This window comes from Stenomitos rutilans, from assembly GCF_059505485.1.
On sequence record NZ_JCACKR010000063.1, the window covers coordinates 31,895 to 48,607 of the forward strand.

Sequence of the window (16,713 nt, forward strand, 5' to 3'; positions counted from 1 at the left end):
GTTAAACTCCTCAACGTTTCCTAATAGTTTAGGGGCTATGGACGATCGGTGTAAGTCAGAAGGTAGAAGGTAGGGGGCAGGGAGGGGGAAATAGGGAAAATTCAAAACTCTTACACCTCTCACCTCTCACCTCTCTCTTCCAACTCAAAACTCTCTAGCTTGTCGGCGCAAAGCGCTACTCAAAACTCAAAACTTCTACGCTGACTGCTGCGTCTACGTTCGTTCTTCTGGCGTTTGGATGGGTTCAAATACCGGGCAGAAGCCATCTGGGGTCACTTTAAATTCAAATAGTGGTGAGAGTTGATTCCAGCAGCGCTGACTGCGATAGTGGCGACAGTTACCACAGCAGTTACGTAACGGCGAGTTCGCATCCATCCAGTCCAGCAGGCGATCGTTTGGTCGCAGCAGTTCTCGCTGGGGCAACCCGCGTAACACCAGTTCATCGCCTTGCCAGCGAGCTTCTATCAAGCCGGTATCAGCCAGTTGCTGCCAGCGTGGATCGACGGTAATCGCATCCGGCAGCGTAATCGTCACGCTCATATTTAGCTCGGTCAGTTCGCCCTCATAGCTGGCTTCAGGAGCCGCTGCATGCAAAAACGTTTCCCCGATCGGCAGCTCGACCAGACTGTTAGCTGCTGGGGTATGCAGGTGGTAGCGGTTGTGCAGTTCTTCCAACCCAGTCAAATCTGCCAGATAGGTTGGCGAACCGTGCACAAACACAACGTGCTGTGGTCGCAAGTTATGAATCAATTGCGTTGTCCCAGGGCCATCGCAGTGTTGCGCAAGCAAGTACGTTTCAGTATGGGGTAGGGGATGTAGAAAAATCGAGCTAGGCTGCGTTGTCGCTGGAATGTTACGTCCGCGATCGCGTGATTCGGTATCTGTAGACGTTGGCCTCGCTGGCTTCTCCCCTGCCCCCTGTCCTCCATCCCTTGCTTGATCCCTCCCATAGTGCGGTTCCTGCGGCTGTAACACCAGCCAGGCACCTGGATTATCTGCATAATATTGGCTCAGGTCAGCCGTAACATCCGTTAGTACGATCGACGGACGTTGGGCCAGTAAAACCTGCCGACTGGCGTTGAGATGACGTACACGGGGACGCACGCGTTCATCCCAAAAGAGAGCCTGATGACGGGCAAAGTTTTGTACCGAGGTCGGCAAGTGAGGCAGAATTTCCAAATAAGCATCACAGCCTGCTGCCACAGAGCCATCGACCCAGATGTCGATATCCCGACCTGTAAAGTGGTGGTGGCTGCGCAGTAGCATCAATAGCTCTTGCCCTAACCCCAGCGCTGGAGCGGGAAGAAGAATGGACTGCTTGTCTGCGATCGCGCGCGCGATCCGTTCTGCCAACTGGTTTTCTTGCTGCCGACGGTGGGGATGTCGTGCCGTGCCATAGCTGCCCTCCACGATTAAAACATCTGGCTCAAGGCCACGTAACTCTTCTAGCGGCATTCCCTCCACCAGGCGGGCATTCGATAAAAAGAAATCACCCGTATATAGAACGGTGTAAGCACGAGGGGAGCGATCGTCCTCTGGTAGGGGTGTATAGGTGAGCAAAAACGAAGTCGCTCCAGGTAAATGCCCTGAAGGATAAAGTTCAACATTCAGCCCGTCAAAGAACTCGATTGAAGTGCGCCAAGGCAGTGCATGACATAGAGAGATGCTATGGCCGGGGTCAGCCTTCTCATAAGAACCGTTAGGGTTAACAGTAGGCCAGTTCAGCGGCAAAAACTGAGTGGTGACTTCACTCGCATAGATCGGTAGCTGAGGAAACGCCTGATGCAGTGCCAATAGCCCTCTTGCATGATCGGCATGCGCGTGGCTGCATAGCACCAAATCGGCTGGTGGCGACGCTTTTGTAGCTAAGAGTGTGGAAAGATCGGTCAAACCGCAGTCCAGCAAAACCCGATAACGCCCAAGCTTAAGCAGAAGACAAACCCCTTCATCTGCCCCAACACCATACGCTAAGCATTCCAGTTCACTCACGATCGCGTCGCTTTCCCGCCCTGGGATTCACACAGCATCTACGCCCAACAGCCTCATGCCTCTGTTGGCAAAGTATTGTGTTAGTCATCGCTCTCTAACCAGACTACGCTATAGAGTAACCACTCTGGCGATGCTCGACGGTACTTGCAGGAAGCATCTGATTCTTATCCATCGATGCAAGCAGGAGCTTTTGCGCGTCGATCGCGCAGCCTGAAGCCTCCGTTTGAAAGAGCGTCAGCTAGCAAGGTATAGTTCTGCGGTTGCTAGGCTACATCCAGCGGGTGCATTCGGAGTGCTGCGTCCAGCATGTTGCATTCAGCAAAGCGGTTGCTCTGAAATCACACATCCACCTCAAAATTAATGAGCAGAGCCATTGCCGTGGTAATTATCAGTGTCGTAAAAGCCGTTTTTGGTGCCAAAAAACAAGCATGCCACTGTAAACACAGCCGTCAAAACCACTAGAACTAATTTGACATCCATTTTGAAGGGCCTCCAGGGCTACTATGAAAGTTATTGACATCAGTTGTGCTAGAGGGCGATCGTGCCAGACTCTCAACCTCCGAAGATTGTAAAACGATCTTTTGCGAATCCTAGCGATCCACAGAATTTTGCAACAAGTTTGGTGCTGACACCCGGCTGGTTTGCTCGTCCCTCTACTGCCGTTGCCCCTGACCTTATCGGTTGCACCCTTGTCCGTCGTCTACCGGATGGCACAATTTGGCGCGGTCTCCTTGTGGAAACAGAAGCCTACATGCCGGATGATCCCGCCTGCCATGCCTATCGCCGCCGTACCGAGCGCAACGCAGTCATGTTTGGTGCGGCTGGAATGACCTACGTATACCTCATCTACGGCATGTACCACTGTTTAAACGTCGTGACCGATTTGGATGGGGTGCCCAGTGCTGTTCTCATACGGGCACTCCAACTAGAGACCATTCCGCCCTGGATTGACCCGCAAAAAGAGCCAAAGCCTCATCGCATTGCGGCTGGTCCCGGCAAACTCTGCCGCGCACTCAAAATTGACCTCAGCCTGACGGCTCACCCTCTACAGCTTGGGCAACCCCTGTGGCTAGAACAGCGCAGTCCCAAATTTCAGCACATTCTAGAGCAGCAAGCGATCGCCCTCGTTCAAACCACCCGCATTGGCTTAACTCAAGGTGCTGATTTCCCCTGGCGCTGGTATCTGGCAAATTGCCCCGCTGTGTCGAAGAAATAGTTGTTGGTAAAAGGCAGAGGGCAGAAGGCAGAAGGCAGAGGGAGCAAGGGGTAGAGGAGGAAAGGGTTTTGAGCAGTTAGCGGTCAGCTATCAGTGGTCAACGGTTAGCGATTAGCTTTCAATCTTTAACCTACTCCCTACTCCCAATTTAGCCTTTAGCCTTCATCCTTTATCCTTTCCTACAGCACAATCTCCTCTCCTTTCTCTGTGAACTGCACCGATTTGATTCGCCACTGGACATTATCAATGAGCGTTTTGCGGATGCCGCCGAAGAGGGCGAGCTGTTCGCAGCTTGAGAGCGATCGAAACTGGCGTTTGGCATTGGCAGGAAGACGAAGATCGATGATCGCCCGGTTCCCTTCGCGGCTGATCCGATAGCCTGCAATGGTAAAGTCGCCGCTGTCGGTTTCTTCTAGCACCTTGGCGATCGCGCCTTCAAGCGATTGGTTTGCCGCGATCGTCACTTTTTCAGGGGTTAGCGCAGCACAACGATTATCCACCTTGTAGAGATTGATTGTCGTCATTTTGACAGAAGGTGTCGGTTTGATGGGCCCTAGAGATTGGGCGATCGCCGAGGGTGTTGTTGTAGGACTACTACCTGCAGAAGGGACACTCGCAGAAGGGACACTCGCAGAAGGGACACTCGCAGAAGGGACACTCGCAGAAGGGGTGCTTTCCGGGGGTGGCGCAACGCCACAACTGGTCAAACTAAGTAGGAGCAGGCCTACCATGCCTGTGATGAGGGAAGAAAGGGAGGCATTCATAACTCAGGAGTAATCCTATAGATCGATCTTTTAAAGAAGTGTCCTTCTTTACATTGTGTACTGGACTAAGAAGGGTTAGCATAAGCTCAGCGGTACTTATAGCTAGTACCGATGTCGCATTTTGTGGATTTCATGGACTCTAGTCCATCACCTTACAGTAATACCCTCCTCTAACCTGGTGAGCCTCCATCTCCCAGCGCGGGGGAGATTTAGGAGACGCTATGCTAACCCAGGAAGGTCGTACTTCACTGTCGGATATTGCCGACTTGAATCGTTTAAAGCTAGAGCTAAACCAGCTCCAGCCCGTTGATATCGGGGATTACATTGAAGATCTGCCACCCGAACGGCGTGCGATCACCTTCCGTTTGCTCAACAAAGGTCAGGCAACTGAAGTTTTTGAATATCTTGACCAGGATGTCCGCGAGGAACTCATTGGCTATTTGCACGATGCTCAGGTGTGTCAGCTTGTAGAGGGGATGCGCCCGGACGATCGTGCTGAATTGTTCGATGAATTGCCCGCTGGCGTAGTTAGACGCTTGATCCAGCAGCTTAGTCCGGGTGAACGGCAAGCTACAGCAACCATTCTGGGCTATCCAGAAGGGACGGCTGGACGGGTGATGACCACCGAATATGTGCGGTTGCGGCAGGGCTTAACCGTTGCTCAAGCGCTGAGCAAGATTCGCTTGAATGACCAGGATAAGGAAACGGTCTACTACGCCTACGTCACTGATGACAACCGCAAGCTAGTACAGGTGGTATCGCTGCGACAATTAGTCTTTTCGCTTCCAGAAGCGCTGATTGGTGACATTGCCAGCGATCGCGTGCTCAAGGTCTACACCGACACGCTTCAAGAAGAAGTGGCGCAATTGATGAAACGCTACGACTTGCTAGCGCTGCCTGTGGTCGATCACGAAGATCGCTTAGTGGGCATCATCACCATTGATGATGTGATCGACATTCTAGAAGAAGAGGCCACTGAGGACATTCAGCGGTTAGCGGGTGTGGGCAACGGGGACGAATCCTCTCTGTCTCACCCATTGATCAAGCTGCGCAATCGGTTGCCTTGGCTGCTGGGTATTATGGCGCTATATATCGGAGCCTCAAGCGCGATCGCGCCCTTCCAAAAAACGATCGCGATGGTGCCTGTCTTGGCCGTGATCATGCCCCTGTTCTCAAATACGGGCGGTACTGTTGGTATTCAGGCGCTCACCGTGACAATTCGATCGCTTGGGGTGGGTGAAGTGACTCCCCATGACACGCTCAAAATTCTCCGGAAGGAACTGGTGGCAGGAGTCGGAGCCGCGATCACCCTTGGCTTAACCATGATTATGCTAGCGCTGATCTGGACTCCGCCAAACGAGCGCTGGGTTGCACTGGTGGCAGGCTTTGTGATGGCAGCTAATACGCTCGTTGCCGTCACGTTGGGCACGCTATTGCCAATGGGCTTGAAGCGGCTCAAGCTCGATCCAGCGTTGGTTAGTGGGCCACTGGTCACAACGATGCTAGACACAATCGGGTTTATTCTGTTCCTAACGCTGATCACGATCGTGCTGCGGTTCGTTTCACCATAGTCTGGGCAATTCACGCTATCCCCTGGGACGGTTCCGCCCCACAGGTGTTTTGCTTCCAGTGCTTCATCTCTTCATCAGTAAAGTGATTCACCAAATCCTGGTACATTTTTTCAATGGCATCAGCGTTTAAGCCTTCCGCTTCCGCCCAAAGGCGACGTTGTTTGAGCATCGCTTGCAAGCGATCGGGCGCTCTGACCGTTGTTTCACTGGTCTTAAATTTAGAAGCAGCTTTGACGTAGGCGAAACGCTGACCTAGCAAGGCAATCAATTGACGGTCTAGCCGATCGATTTCAGCTCGAATCTCCGCCATATTTGCGCACTCATCTGGTACCTTCATAAGCCTGCACAGTTTGGTGGGTGGGGTTAGCTTGCGTCTGTTAACGAAGCGCCATAGCAAGAGTTTACCCTGATGGCACTTGTCAAGTGAGAAGTCTAAAGGATGTACCTTAGTGTGGGTGCGTTTGCACTCGATCGCCATGTATGTCCCCCAAATACGGGTGCAGGGCTTTGACATTCCTGCTGCATCAGCAGACTCGTCGCCATCACTCTCTTCTTCTTTTCTCATGAGCGTTACCTGGAATCGGCATCACATCCTATCCTTGGCGGACTTCACCCCCGATGAGTACGACACGGTTCTGCAAACAGCCAACAGCTTTCGTGAGGTGTTGTCACGTCGCACCAAGAAAGTACCGACCTTGCAGGGACAAGTGGTGGCGAATCTGTTTTTTGAGTCATCAACCCGCACTCGTAGCAGCTTTGAGTTGGCAGCCAAGCGCCTCTCTGCCGATACGCTCAACTTTGCGCCGGGAACATCATCGTTGAGTAAAGGCGAAACCATCCTTGATACCGCCAAAACATACCTGGCAATGGGCACTGACATGATGGTGATTCGCCACCGCGAAGCAGGCGTACCGCAAGCGATCGCCAACGAAATGGATCGTCTTGGCGTGAGAGTCGGAGTCCTCAATGCTGGCGATGGTCAGCACGAACATCCCTCCCAAGCGTTGCTGGATCTATTCACCATCACCACCCTGCTTGACCCTGACCATCCCAGGCTGGAGGTCTTGAAAGACAAAAAAATTGCGATCGTTGGTGACATCCTCCACTCCCGCGTGGCTCGTTCTAACCTGTGGAGCCTCACTGCCAGCGGAGCCGAAGTGCATCTGGCGGGGCCACCGACGTTGTTGCCGCAGTTGTTTGCTGATTTTGTGAGGGAAGATAAGGCTAAAGGATTAGAGCTAAAGGATAAAAGTGAGCAGCCAAATTCATCCTTCATCCCACCGCAAAGCGGAAGCAAGCTACATCCTTCATCCTTTCCCCGAAAGCTCTTCCTCCACTGGTCACTGGAACCCGCCCTCCGCGATGCCGATTTTGTGATGACGTTGCGGTTGCAGAAAGAGCGCATGACTAGTCATTTGCTACCCAGCTTGCGGGAGTACCACCAGCAGTTTGGCCTGACGTGCGATCGCCTCAAACTGTGTAAACCCGATGTCAAAGTCCTCCATCCAGGGCCAGTGAATCGTGGGGTCGAAATTAGCTCGGAGCTGATGGATGATCCCCAGTGCAGCCTGATTTCGCAACAGGTAACGAGCGGGGTCGCAGTCCGCATGGCGCTACTCTACCTCATGGGCAGCAGCAAACTTTAAAGGAGGTCTAAAGATTGCTCAAAAAGTCAAAATCTGCGTTCTTTTGCCACGGCATCACGTTAGGATTACCTACACTTTTTAAGTGGATGAAGGTTGAGAGGCTGCAATAACAAGCTCGCTGAATGATTTTGGCAAAAGGGCAGATTGATTAAATAATTAGCCTTCTTCAGTTGATACCAATGGTTCAATATAGTTAAGCAAATGCGGTAAATCTTCATTAATCACTGCCCAAACTTCGTCGAGATCAACTTCATCGTAGTCATGGGTAAGAACATCTCGCATACCTGCAATCTGCTTCCAGGAAATATCTGGATGTTGTGCTTTGAAACCTGGCGATAGCCTTTTAGTTGCTTCGCCAATGATCATGATATGGCGAAGAATTGCATTTTGCTTTTCAATATTGCCCTCTAAAACGTCTGGTTAACTCCTTCAACATACTGAAAGATCAATTTGATGGCTTGTACGATATCGAGCAGAGCTTCTGGATCACGCAACATAAATCACTTTTGCTGCATTCAGAATATTGCTGCGTCGAATCCAGTTACGGCTTTGCTCGATCGCGTTTTTGCTCACCAAATCGACCTTGCGATGTAAGAGTATTTGTAATTCTTCTTGCATCGTCATTTTTTCAACCAAACCTCGTTTTGAGGCTGGTTGGTAAGCCACTAACACATCTATATCGCTATCAGGGCGAAAGTCATCCCGAAGGATAGAACCAAAGAGCGCCAGTTCAGCAACCTGCCATCGTTCGCAAAACTCAACCAGCTGAGCTTGTGATACGCCCAGACGATCGTAGAGTTATCTCCACACTAATGATAAGTCACAGCCCTGCCATTGAGCGCAATGGTCTCCAGCATCTGCGTTGCTTATTGAGTTGATGATGAAATTGGGTTCCAACTTTCTCCTTGCCTTCTATCCGTCGATTCCCGTTCGCCAAAACGCCCCCGGATCACGTAACTGAGTAGGCCACCGTATTCTCTCACTGCAACTCCCAGTCGTTCGCGATAGCCCATCCCAAGTGGCAGGGCATTGGGGTGAGAAATGACCTCAAACCCATAACTTTGAAACGTGAGCCGCGATCGCAACATGTGGGGATAATCCGTAACCAAAATAATCTGCTTGACACTTTGCGGTAACAGCAGGTTTGCCGTAAAGCGGGCGTTTTCTTCTGTGGTCAGGGAGCAGTTTTCACCCTCGATCGCAGTATCAGGAATGCCTTTTGCCAGCAACTGACGCACGATCGGCTTGGAATCTCCCCGTCCGCTTACAAAGATGCGCGAGGCCCGGTTTGCTTGCCAGAGTGCGGCTGTGGCATCAATGCGATCGTACATGAACCGCGAACCACGGCCGAGCACCACGATCGCGTCTGCCTTTGCGCCTGAATCGGGTGGAATTTGACTGGTTAACGCCTTTGTTACGAGCGCAAGGCCTGATGGCGAAGTCAACAGGAGACAGATCAGCGTTAATACCACAACACTCTGAGTCCGTCGGCGATTCCAGCGCCAATGCCGAAGCTGTCGCTGAAGCCATCGCCGTTGAGGTGGTTGCCACAGCATCCAGGCCGCCAAAGCCAGCAGCACCAGGAAGAAGGCTAGCAGCGTCAAACGAATGGATAAACTTAGAGGCTGAGTCAATCGGCCCGAAATCAACCAGGTCAGGCTGACCCAGCGGCTGTGTGACCGAGGACATGAAACAGAATCTAGCATTTACGGGTTCGTTGAGAAGGGCTGATCATGGCAAAAGACAGGGTGGATCGATCACAACCTGCTGTTCTTAACGCCAAGATAGGTGCAAAGCATCTAGGGTTGCTTAGCTAGCGCTATTCTAATTTGCCTGCCCTTGCGAACCTTGTCGCTCATGTGAAAATTACGGATAGCGACTGTGAACTTTTCATGGATAACGAGCTGATTCTCTTCCTCAGCAGCGTGGGGTTGCTGATTCTTTATCTGGTGTGGTCTGCCAAAACAGAAATGGGCACCAAAAACCCCTGGAAGAAGTAGCGATCGCCCTGCTACTAACTTGCAAGCACTGAAGCAATCGGTGCATCAGGCGGCATTACCTTCTGAGTAGGCGCGATCGCGGTGGGACTCACATCTGCGGCAGACGGCTCACGGGGCAGAAAGCGTCCCCGCAACCCATAACCAACGAGTCCCAAATACTCTCGGAACACTAGAAAAGCCTTCTTCTTCGTATCTAAGCGCTGCGGTAGCGGGTTGATATGCGGTACGACCTCAAACCCAAGGCTCCGAAAGGTCAGAAGCGATCGCAACATATGGGGTGGATCGGTCACCAACAGAATGCGATGAATCTTTTGGGGCTGCAAAATAGCTGCCGTGAAACGGGCGTTTTCTTCTGTCGTGCGAGAACACGGTTCACCAGCGATCGCCGTACTCGGAATCCCCTTTTGTTCCAACAGGTCGGCAATTTGCTGCGCGTCACCCCAACCACTCGCAAAGATTAGGGGTGCGCGATGAGCCTCCCATAGACGAGCAGACACATCCACACGTTCCGATCGCATCGCCGTCCCCCGCCCCAGCACCACGATCGCGTCTGCGGTTGTGCCGGGATCGGACGGAAGAAAACTAACCAAAACACGATTCCCGATCTTGATCATGGCAGGCGAGAGGGTCAGCAAGTACACGCATAACAGCGTCGCTCCTAGCGCACTGATGCGCCGCCGCCAGCGCAACCGTCGCAAGACCATCGGCAGCAACGTTAAAAGCACTAAGGGCGGGATGATCAATGCAGGCGTTGTCAGCCAGCTAAAAATCTGCCAGGACAACGAAGTCCAGGAAGTTGTAAGAGTTTTTTGTAGGCACAGGGATGGGTCTAGCATTGCGTTACCTGATCAATCTCATTCTGTATGCAACGATGGTCGTCGGCAGTGCACCCAATGCGATCGTTACTACCTTAACCTCTTCAGTATTAACAAATGTTTATGCAGGAAGTCGCCCCTTGATCACAGACATTGATCAACAGTGATCACAGACAGCGCTCTAGCTCATTAACCGCTACACTGATCACTATTAAAGCCACACTCATCCAACGTTGATGTATCGCTGAGACAACAGATTTACAGCCGTTTTCGTTTGGCTTCACCACATCTGCGACCCGTTCTCCTGCACCCGTCCTTAATAAGACCGTAGTTGAATGACACTGACAGAATAATCCGAACCGCTCCCAACTCCCAAATCTGGGGGAGCCGAACCATAAAGTCCTTTGGGCGCACAAGAAAAGGGGCCTAGTTTCTGCTTATTTCAGTGCCATTCGACTGTAGTTTCCTTGATTGAGAACTGCTGTAAGCTGCCCTTGAAGTGTTTTTATGCAAACCAAACTTCCCATCGTCTCCACCCCGCAACACAGCCGCGATAGTTTGGTCATCACCTTTGCGCCGCTGTCGCTCACAGAGGCATATGCGCTGGCAGAAGATGATGCCAATGGCGCGATCGTGGTGATGAGTGGCACCGTCAGACATCAGACGGATGGTAAGCCAGTGGTCGCGCTGGAGTATCAGGCGTATGAGCCAATGGCACTGCAAATCTTCCGTCAAATTGCCCATGAAATCCGGCAGCGCTGGTCGGATGCCAATCGCGTTGTCATTCACCATCGCACGGGTCGGCTTGAAATTGGCGAAATCAGCGTGCTAGTGGCTGTCGGTTGTCCCCATCGGGCAGAAGCATTCGAGGCATGCCAGTACGCGATCGACACCCTCAAACACAACGCCCCCATTTGGAAGAAAGAGCACTGGGCAGACGGCTCCAGCAGTTGGGTCAGTATTGGTGCTTGTGAACAGCCGGGAGCAGTTTGCTAATGATTCACCTGCCTGATGCCAGTGCGTGTCTGGCCGTTCGCTCAATCCATCAGCATCAGTAGGAGCTTAGCGTTTCACTGCTGTGGGTAAGGTCAGCCTGAAGGCAGTGTGGTCAGCGATCGCCAGGTCAAGGGTTAGTGAACCACCGTGAGCGCGGACAATTTCGCGTGCCAGGCTCAGCCCCAGCCCAATGCCTTCGACTTTGCGGGTACGGGCAGGATCACCGCGATGGAAGCGATCGAAGATACGATCGCGATCGCTCACGGGGATGGGTTTAGAGGCATTGCCAATGGTTATGGTCACGGTCTTGTCCGTTTGGTGTGCGTCAAGCGTAATCCAACCATCGGGAAGATTGTATTTAATCGCATTGCTGAACAGGTTTTGCAGGACTTGCATCAGGAGATCGCGATCGCCCTCCACCCACAACCCTTTGGGAATGACAGTTTGCACCTTCAGATGGGGAGCCAGCAGTTCTAGATCTTCCAGCATTTCCTCCAACAAAATGGAAATTTCCACCGAAACTGTGTGCAAACTCATGTGTCCTGCGTCGGCTAGGGACAGCAGCAAAAGTTTCCGCATAATGCTACTCAGGCGACGTACCTCATCTAGCAGGTTGCTCAAGCGTTGCTGCACTTCAGAACCAGACGGTACTTGTTGAAGCGATCGCTCCAGTTCACCTTGCAGAATTGTTAGCGGCGTTTTAAGTTCATGGGCTGCGTCGGCGCTAAAGCGAGAAGCCTGGGTAAAGCTGCGCTCTAGACGTTCTAGCATCTGGTTAAACACCTGAATCAGTTCGATAAATTCACTGTCTGTTGTCCCCGTAGGAATGCGTTGGTCGAGTCCTTTAACGGTTACTTGTTGAATCACATCGGTTAATTGATGAATTGGACGTAACGCGCTGCCAGCAACCAACCAGGCACCACCCGCGACCAATAAAAGCACACCGGGAATGGAAATCAGGAAGATACTGCGAATGGTACCCATCTCCTGATTGATGGTTTGGAGGTTGACGGCGATCGCAACGCTTAGTTCAGGAAAGTTTGCGGCCCCAATGCGCCAGTCTCCGGTGGTTGTTCGTTCAGTGACAAACTGCGGGCGAGGGGGTGATAGACGCGACGCTGGACGTGATGGATTGTTTGGTGAGTCCGATCGAGGGGGCAATGGTGGTGGTTGCCCCCTTAGCGGCGCTGGTGGTGCAAGTTTCAACTGTCGAATAAGCAATGAGTTCACACTCTGGTCAGCAGGCAGAGCGTTTGTTTGATATAGCGTGTTACCGTTCCCATCCAGCACCAGTAGCGCGATCGGTGTTTTGGTATTGGCTCCAAACGCATAGGCTAAGGTGCTGCCGTAGAAATCCCAGCGTTCTGGCTCTCGCAAACGTGGTGCACGCAGCAATTGATTCACCAGTTCAGCATCCAGACGGCTAATCTTCGCGGTATAAATTTGAAACCAGGAGACTGCCGCAAACCCAATAAGGGCAGTACCTGCCAACATCGCGGACAGCAGCGCCACTCGTAACCGAAACGATTGCCATTGGAAGGAATGCCATTTCATACTAGGTCAGGCTTGCGAAACCGATAGCCAACCCCACGAATGCTTTCAATCCAGCCAGTGTCGTCAATGGGATCAATTTTCTTGCGAATCCGTTGGATGCAAACATCGACCACATTGGTATTGGGGTTGAAGTCGTATCCCCAAACGTGTTCCAAAATTTGGGTGCGCGTGAACACCCGTCCCGGCGATCGCATCAGGTATTCCAGCAAATTAAATTCCCGGCTGGTGAGTTCAATGGCCCGTTGCTGGCAGGTCACTTCGCGGGTGATGCGATCGAGCTTAAGCGAACCAACTGTGAGCAAATTTTGGCGTTCACCGATGCTACGACGCACCACTGCATGGATGCGAGCGGCTAACTCTTCCACAAAGAACGGTTTGGCAATGTAATCATCAGCGCCCAGATTCAACCCTTGCAGGCGATCGTCCAGTTCATTGCGGGCAGTCAACAAAATCACGGGCGCATTCCGACCTTCGCGCCGAAGCTGTTTCAAAATCGCCAAGCCATCTTTGCCGGGCACCATGATATCCAGCACGATCGCGTCGTAGTCGTGATCTAACGCTCTCAGATACCCATCGTCACCATTGTCGCAATAGTCTACGACAAAGCCCTGCTCCTTCAACCCCGCACGGACAAAGTCAGCTATTTTTGCTTCATCTTCGACAAACAGGACGTTCACAAGTCACTTACTGCTTACCAACTGCTCCATTGTAGGGTCACCCTTCCTCAACTTAAATGACAAAACTGTAATTCACACGCAGTGTTAGCTGTCATTTTGGGCAGGCTAGATGGAATTAACTACGGACTACACAACCATTTGGGCAGTGCCTTTGTAGTAGGTCATTGGTGACTGGTGAACCGACTGTTCTTCTATTATCCTGACCGCAGCACCGCTTCAGCTCTACTATCAACATCTAAAGGATTACTATGAACGTGCGTCGAATCTTAATCGCAACAGCTATTCCCGTACTCATGGGTTCGTTTGGGTTAGCCGCTTCCAACCAAGTCAATGCCGCTAATTTAAAGACTCAAGTTGCTCAAGCATCGCAACCATCCAATCAACCGCCCGAAGGTCAACGCAGACCGCCCCGTATCGACTTTGCCGCTGCTGCTGCCAAGCTCGGCGTGACGGAACAGCAGTTAAAAGATGCTTTGGGTGTGCCATCGCAGCCACCGAGCGATCGCAGTCAGCGTCCTCCTCGTCCTGATTTTGCTGCCGCTGCCGCGAAACTAGGCACAACCGAAGCCAAACTCAAGCAAGCGTTAGGAGTGCCTGCTAAGTCGCCTGGTCAACAGGGCCGCACGGGCGATCGCAGCCAACGTCCCCCTGGCCCTGATTTTGCTGCCGCTGCGGCCAAGCTCGGCGTTACAGAGCAACAGCTAAAGGACGCTCTAGGTGTACCCGCTCAACCACCCAGCGATCCTAGTCAACGCCCCCCTCGCCCTGATTTTGCTGCCGCTGCGGCCAAGCTGGGTGTAACGGAACAACAGCTAAAGGATGCTCTGGGTGTACCTGCTCAACCACCCAGCGAGAACGGCGCACCACCTCCTAACTCCTAATCAGTAGGGAGCGCATTTCTCTGCCTTAAGGGTGAGATGTTGGCATAAATTAAACCTCCACATGCGCATAGATGTCTTAATTGAGTTCATATTGCAAGGATGTTTGGTGATGAATCATAAAATCGCAGTCACGCTACTTGCTTTGCCGATCGGTGCCTTATCGATCGGTGCATCTACCCTTCTATCTCAGTCCGCTACTGCCGCAGAAATTACACCTCTGGCAGTGCGTCAGACTCCTGTGATCGTTGCCCAGCGCTACGATGATAATCGTAGCGATCGCGACCGAGACAACGATCAACGTGACGCCATTCGACGCGAAGAAGCTCGACGGGAAGCCCTTCGCCGTGATGCAAATCGCCGCGAACGAAGAGTCTGGATACCCGGTCATTGGGAATCTGGTTTCCTGGGCATTGGTCGCAAATGGGTAGAAGGCCACTGGGAAACACGCTAACGCGACGTGGGTGTATCTGCCGTTGAGCATTAAGCGATTCATTTAAAGCAAGATAACGGGCGATTGGCGATCGTCCGTTTTTTTAATGCAACGCTACTTGCAACAACGCTCTGCAATGAATTGCAGGTTAACAGAACAAAGCCTGTTGAAACGGACTGACGTGGGCTTCTCCTACTAGGCAGTGTTTTAAAACTTCAATCGTTTCATTGCTGATAGCTTCTGCCCCCTTTTCTTGTATGCCCAAAGGGCTTTAAGCCCCCAATGCTGAGGGACTTTGAAGCTGGTTTGTAAGCCCCCAAATTTGGGGGCTTCCGAGGGCTTTAAAGCACGCCCTAGCCCGTTCCCATCGCGTTGCCGAGGGCACTACGTTTAGTTTTGAATAGAGCAATGCCATCGTCGAAAGGACTGAAAGATACCCTCTTGGAAATGCTGCAGGATTTGGATTTAACGCACTAATAGACCAACTATACTCGCCTCCCCTGCCTCCCCCGCTTCCCCTTGCCTCCTCTACCCTCTGCCTTTCCCATAAATGACAAAACTGTAATTCAAGGTGATGGGAAACGGTCATATTAGGCTGCCGTAATGGAACTATCGAACAGCATCACTATGATTCGTTGTTGTTTCCAACAAATGCAGCGTTATGACACTTGATTCCCCCCAAGCTATTCCATTCAATCCGTTGCCCAACCGTATCATGAGACAGCGGTGGACTAAATGGTTGATGGGCCTACTGCTCCTCAGCTCCCTGTCAGGTGGTGGCTATTTGGTTTATCGCCAAACCATTGCTTCCACCAGTCAGGCAGCAAGGGGCAAACAAATCACGGTTCCTGTCTCGCGTGAAACGATTCCCATCACGATCGCCGCCAATGGTACGGTAGAAGCCAAACAATCCACCAACGTCAGCCCCAAAAGTTCTGGACGGCTCAAAAGTTTGATCGTCGATGAAGGCGACGTAGTGCAAGCAGGGCGACCCCTGGCCTACATGGATGACTCAGACCTGCAAGGGCAACTGATTCAAGCACAGGGTTCGCTGGCATCGGCTCAAGCAAACTTGCAGAAGCTCGAAGCTGGCAACCGCCCTGAAGATATTGCTCAGGCAGAGTCTACCGTGAGAAGCGCTCAAGTTACATTGAGTCAGTCACAGGCAGATCTTCAACGGTATGAGCAACTGTATCAGTCAGGAGCCATTTCTGCCCAATCGGTGAGCCAATACCGCACCACGCGAGACACCAATCAGGCAGCAGTAGACAAAGCGCAACAGGCACTCAAGCTATTGCAAGTTGGCAATCGCACAGAAGATATTGCCCAGGCACGCGCTCAGGTGACGCAAGCAGAAGGCAGTTTGAAAACCATCCAAACGCAGATTGAAGATGCCGTTATCCGTGCTCCCTTTAGCGGTATTGTGACGGCAAAATATGCTGACCCCGGTGATTTCGTCACCCCCACCACCTCTGGAAGTTCGGTTTCATCTGCCACTTCGTCGTCTATTTTGTCGCTGGCCTCCACCTATCAAGTTTCCGCAGATGTAGCTGAAACCGATATTGGCAAGATTAAGCTGGGGCAAACTGTCACCATCACCGCCGATGCCTATCCCGATCAAACCTTTCAGGGCAAAGTGTCTCAGGTGGCGGCAGAGGCAACCGTCACCTCGAACGTCACGAGCTTTAAGGTGAAAGTGGCGCTTACCGATCCTAAAAAGCTGTTGCATCCCGGTATGAATGTGGATGCCAAATTTGATGCAGGTAAGTTGGATAACGTTCTGACCGTACCGACCGTCGCGATCGCCCGTCAGCAAAACGGCACCGCTGTCCGCGTACTCACCCCAGACGGGAAAGCCAAATTTATACCCGTTACCACTGGAGCCACCATCAACAACAAGACCGAAGTCCGCTCTGGTTTGCAAGGCAATGAAAAAGTCTTAGTCAGCGCACCAGCCGGAGCTTCGGGGACAGGCGCTTCTAATCGAAGCGGTAATGCCAGTGGAAGGAGCGGGGCAGGGGGAATGAGCGGTGCTGGGATGGGAGGACCGCCGCCGTTTTAGATGAAGACAGAGGCGGGGAGGCAGAGGAAGCGGGGGAGGCAGAAGGCAGAAGGTTAAGTTGACGCTCTAAGCTGCATCTTTCGACCCCTAGACTTGCCACTCCGAGTTCAAA

General features: G+C 52.2%; 18 protein-coding genes. 8 read left to right on the forward strand and 10 right to left on the reverse strand.

Going from position 1 to position 16,713, the window contains the following annotated elements:
* Positions 1-213: 213 nt before the first annotated feature.
* Both AC5JLP_RS11340 and AC5JLP_RS11345 read right to left on the reverse strand, forming a co-directional pair.
* Positions 214-1,989 carry an MBL fold metallo-hydrolase gene (locus AC5JLP_RS11340; RefSeq protein WP_496068045.1) on the reverse strand — a complete coding sequence of 592 codons (1,776 nt, stop codon included), beginning with the start codon at positions 1,987-1,989 and terminating at the stop codon, positions 214-216.
* A gap of 357 nt (positions 1,990-2,346) precedes the next feature.
* Positions 2,347-2,469: a DUF8629 family protein gene (locus AC5JLP_RS11345; RefSeq protein ID WP_496068046.1), complete on the reverse strand. Its 123-nt coding sequence runs from the start codon at positions 2,467-2,469 to the stop codon at positions 2,347-2,349.
* A 61-nt stretch (positions 2,470-2,530) separates the two neighbouring features.
* Between AC5JLP_RS11345 and AC5JLP_RS11350 the strand changes: the two genes are divergently transcribed.
* Complete coding sequence (locus AC5JLP_RS11350) at positions 2,531-3,205, forward strand: DNA-3-methyladenine glycosylase (RefSeq protein WP_496068047.1); 675 nt, start codon at positions 2,531-2,533, stop codon at positions 3,203-3,205.
* A gap of 179 nt (positions 3,206-3,384) precedes the next feature.
* Here the strand turns inward: AC5JLP_RS11350 and AC5JLP_RS11355 are convergent, their stop codons facing one another.
* Positions 3,385-3,969 carry a hypothetical protein gene (locus AC5JLP_RS11355; protein WP_496068048.1) on the reverse strand — a complete coding sequence of 195 codons (585 nt, stop codon included), beginning with the start codon at positions 3,967-3,969 and terminating at the stop codon, positions 3,385-3,387.
* Between the two features lie 221 nt (positions 3,970-4,190).
* Here AC5JLP_RS11355 and mgtE point away from each other — a divergent pair, with 221 nt between their 5' ends.
* A complete protein-coding gene (gene mgtE / locus AC5JLP_RS11360) occupies positions 4,191-5,540 on the forward strand; it encodes a magnesium transporter (protein WP_496068049.1) in 1,350 nt (449 codons plus the stop codon).
* A 10-nt stretch (positions 5,541-5,550) separates the two neighbouring features.
* Here mgtE and AC5JLP_RS11365 read toward each other — a convergent pair whose 3' ends face one another.
* A complete protein-coding gene (locus tag AC5JLP_RS11365) occupies positions 5,551-6,105 on the reverse strand; it encodes an isochorismate lyase (RefSeq protein WP_496068050.1) in 555 nt (184 codons plus the stop codon).
* Between AC5JLP_RS11365 and AC5JLP_RS11370 the strand changes: the two genes are divergently transcribed.
* Positions 6,104-7,186, forward strand: coding sequence for an aspartate carbamoyltransferase catalytic subunit (locus AC5JLP_RS11370; protein WP_496068051.1), 1,083 nt, complete (start codon positions 6,104-6,106; stop codon positions 7,184-7,186). The genes AC5JLP_RS11365 and AC5JLP_RS11370 overlap by 2 nt on opposite strands.
* A 156-nt stretch (positions 7,187-7,342) precedes the next feature.
* Here the strand turns inward: AC5JLP_RS11370 and AC5JLP_RS11375 are convergent, their stop codons facing one another.
* The 4 genes from AC5JLP_RS11375 to AC5JLP_RS11390 form a co-directional block, all read right to left on the reverse strand.
* Positions 7,343-7,552, reverse strand: a complete 210-nt coding sequence (locus AC5JLP_RS11375; RefSeq protein ID WP_496068052.1) for a HepT-like ribonuclease domain-containing protein — start codon at positions 7,550-7,552, stop codon at positions 7,343-7,345.
* Between the two features lie 120 nt (positions 7,553-7,672).
* Entirely contained in the window at positions 7,673-7,972 is a 300-nt protein-coding gene (locus tag AC5JLP_RS11380) for a nucleotidyltransferase family protein (RefSeq protein ID WP_496068093.1), read from the reverse strand.
* A gap of 80 nt (positions 7,973-8,052) precedes the next feature.
* Positions 8,053-8,892 (reverse strand): YdcF family protein, encoded by an 840-nt coding sequence (locus AC5JLP_RS11385; protein ID WP_496068053.1) that lies wholly within the window; start codon positions 8,890-8,892, stop codon positions 8,053-8,055.
* Positions 8,893-9,200: 308 nt separating this feature from the next.
* Complete coding sequence (locus AC5JLP_RS11390) at positions 9,201-9,968, reverse strand: YdcF family protein (RefSeq protein WP_496068054.1); 768 nt, start codon at positions 9,966-9,968, stop codon at positions 9,201-9,203.
* Positions 9,969-10,009: 41 nt separating this feature from the next.
* Between AC5JLP_RS11390 and AC5JLP_RS11395 the strand changes: the two genes are divergently transcribed.
* Positions 10,010-10,168, forward strand: coding sequence for a hypothetical protein (locus tag AC5JLP_RS11395; RefSeq protein WP_496068055.1), 159 nt, complete (start codon positions 10,010-10,012; stop codon positions 10,166-10,168).
* A 340-nt stretch (positions 10,169-10,508) separates the two neighbouring features.
* Positions 10,509-10,997 carry a molybdenum cofactor biosynthesis protein MoaE gene (locus AC5JLP_RS11400; RefSeq protein ID WP_496068056.1) on the forward strand — a complete coding sequence of 163 codons (489 nt, stop codon included), beginning with the start codon at positions 10,509-10,511 and terminating at the stop codon, positions 10,995-10,997.
* Positions 10,998-11,063: 66 nt separating this feature from the next.
* Here the strand turns inward: AC5JLP_RS11400 and AC5JLP_RS11405 are convergent, their stop codons facing one another.
* Positions 11,064-12,551: an ATP-binding protein gene (locus AC5JLP_RS11405; protein ID WP_496068057.1), complete on the reverse strand. Its 1,488-nt coding sequence runs from the start codon at positions 12,549-12,551 to the stop codon at positions 11,064-11,066.
* Positions 12,548-13,228, reverse strand: coding sequence for a response regulator transcription factor (locus AC5JLP_RS11410; RefSeq protein WP_496068058.1), 681 nt, complete (start codon positions 13,226-13,228; stop codon positions 12,548-12,550). Before AC5JLP_RS11410 ends, AC5JLP_RS11405 begins: the two co-directional genes overlap by 4 nt.
* Positions 13,229-13,476: 248 nt before the next feature.
* Between AC5JLP_RS11410 and AC5JLP_RS11415 the strand changes: the two genes are divergently transcribed.
* From AC5JLP_RS11415 to AC5JLP_RS11425, 3 genes are all read left to right on the forward strand, one after another.
* On the forward strand, positions 13,477-14,109 hold the full coding sequence (locus AC5JLP_RS11415) for a hypothetical protein (RefSeq protein WP_496068059.1): 633 nt from the start codon (positions 13,477-13,479) through the stop codon (positions 14,107-14,109).
* 109 nt (positions 14,110-14,218) lie between these two features.
* On the forward strand, positions 14,219-14,560 hold the full coding sequence (locus AC5JLP_RS11420) for a hypothetical protein (RefSeq protein WP_496068060.1): 342 nt from the start codon (positions 14,219-14,221) through the stop codon (positions 14,558-14,560).
* 640 nt (positions 14,561-15,200) lie between these two features.
* Positions 15,201-16,601 carry an efflux RND transporter periplasmic adaptor subunit gene (locus tag AC5JLP_RS11425; RefSeq protein ID WP_496068061.1) on the forward strand — a complete coding sequence of 467 codons (1,401 nt, stop codon included), beginning with the start codon at positions 15,201-15,203 and terminating at the stop codon, positions 16,599-16,601.
* Positions 16,602-16,713 lie beyond the last annotated feature (112 nt).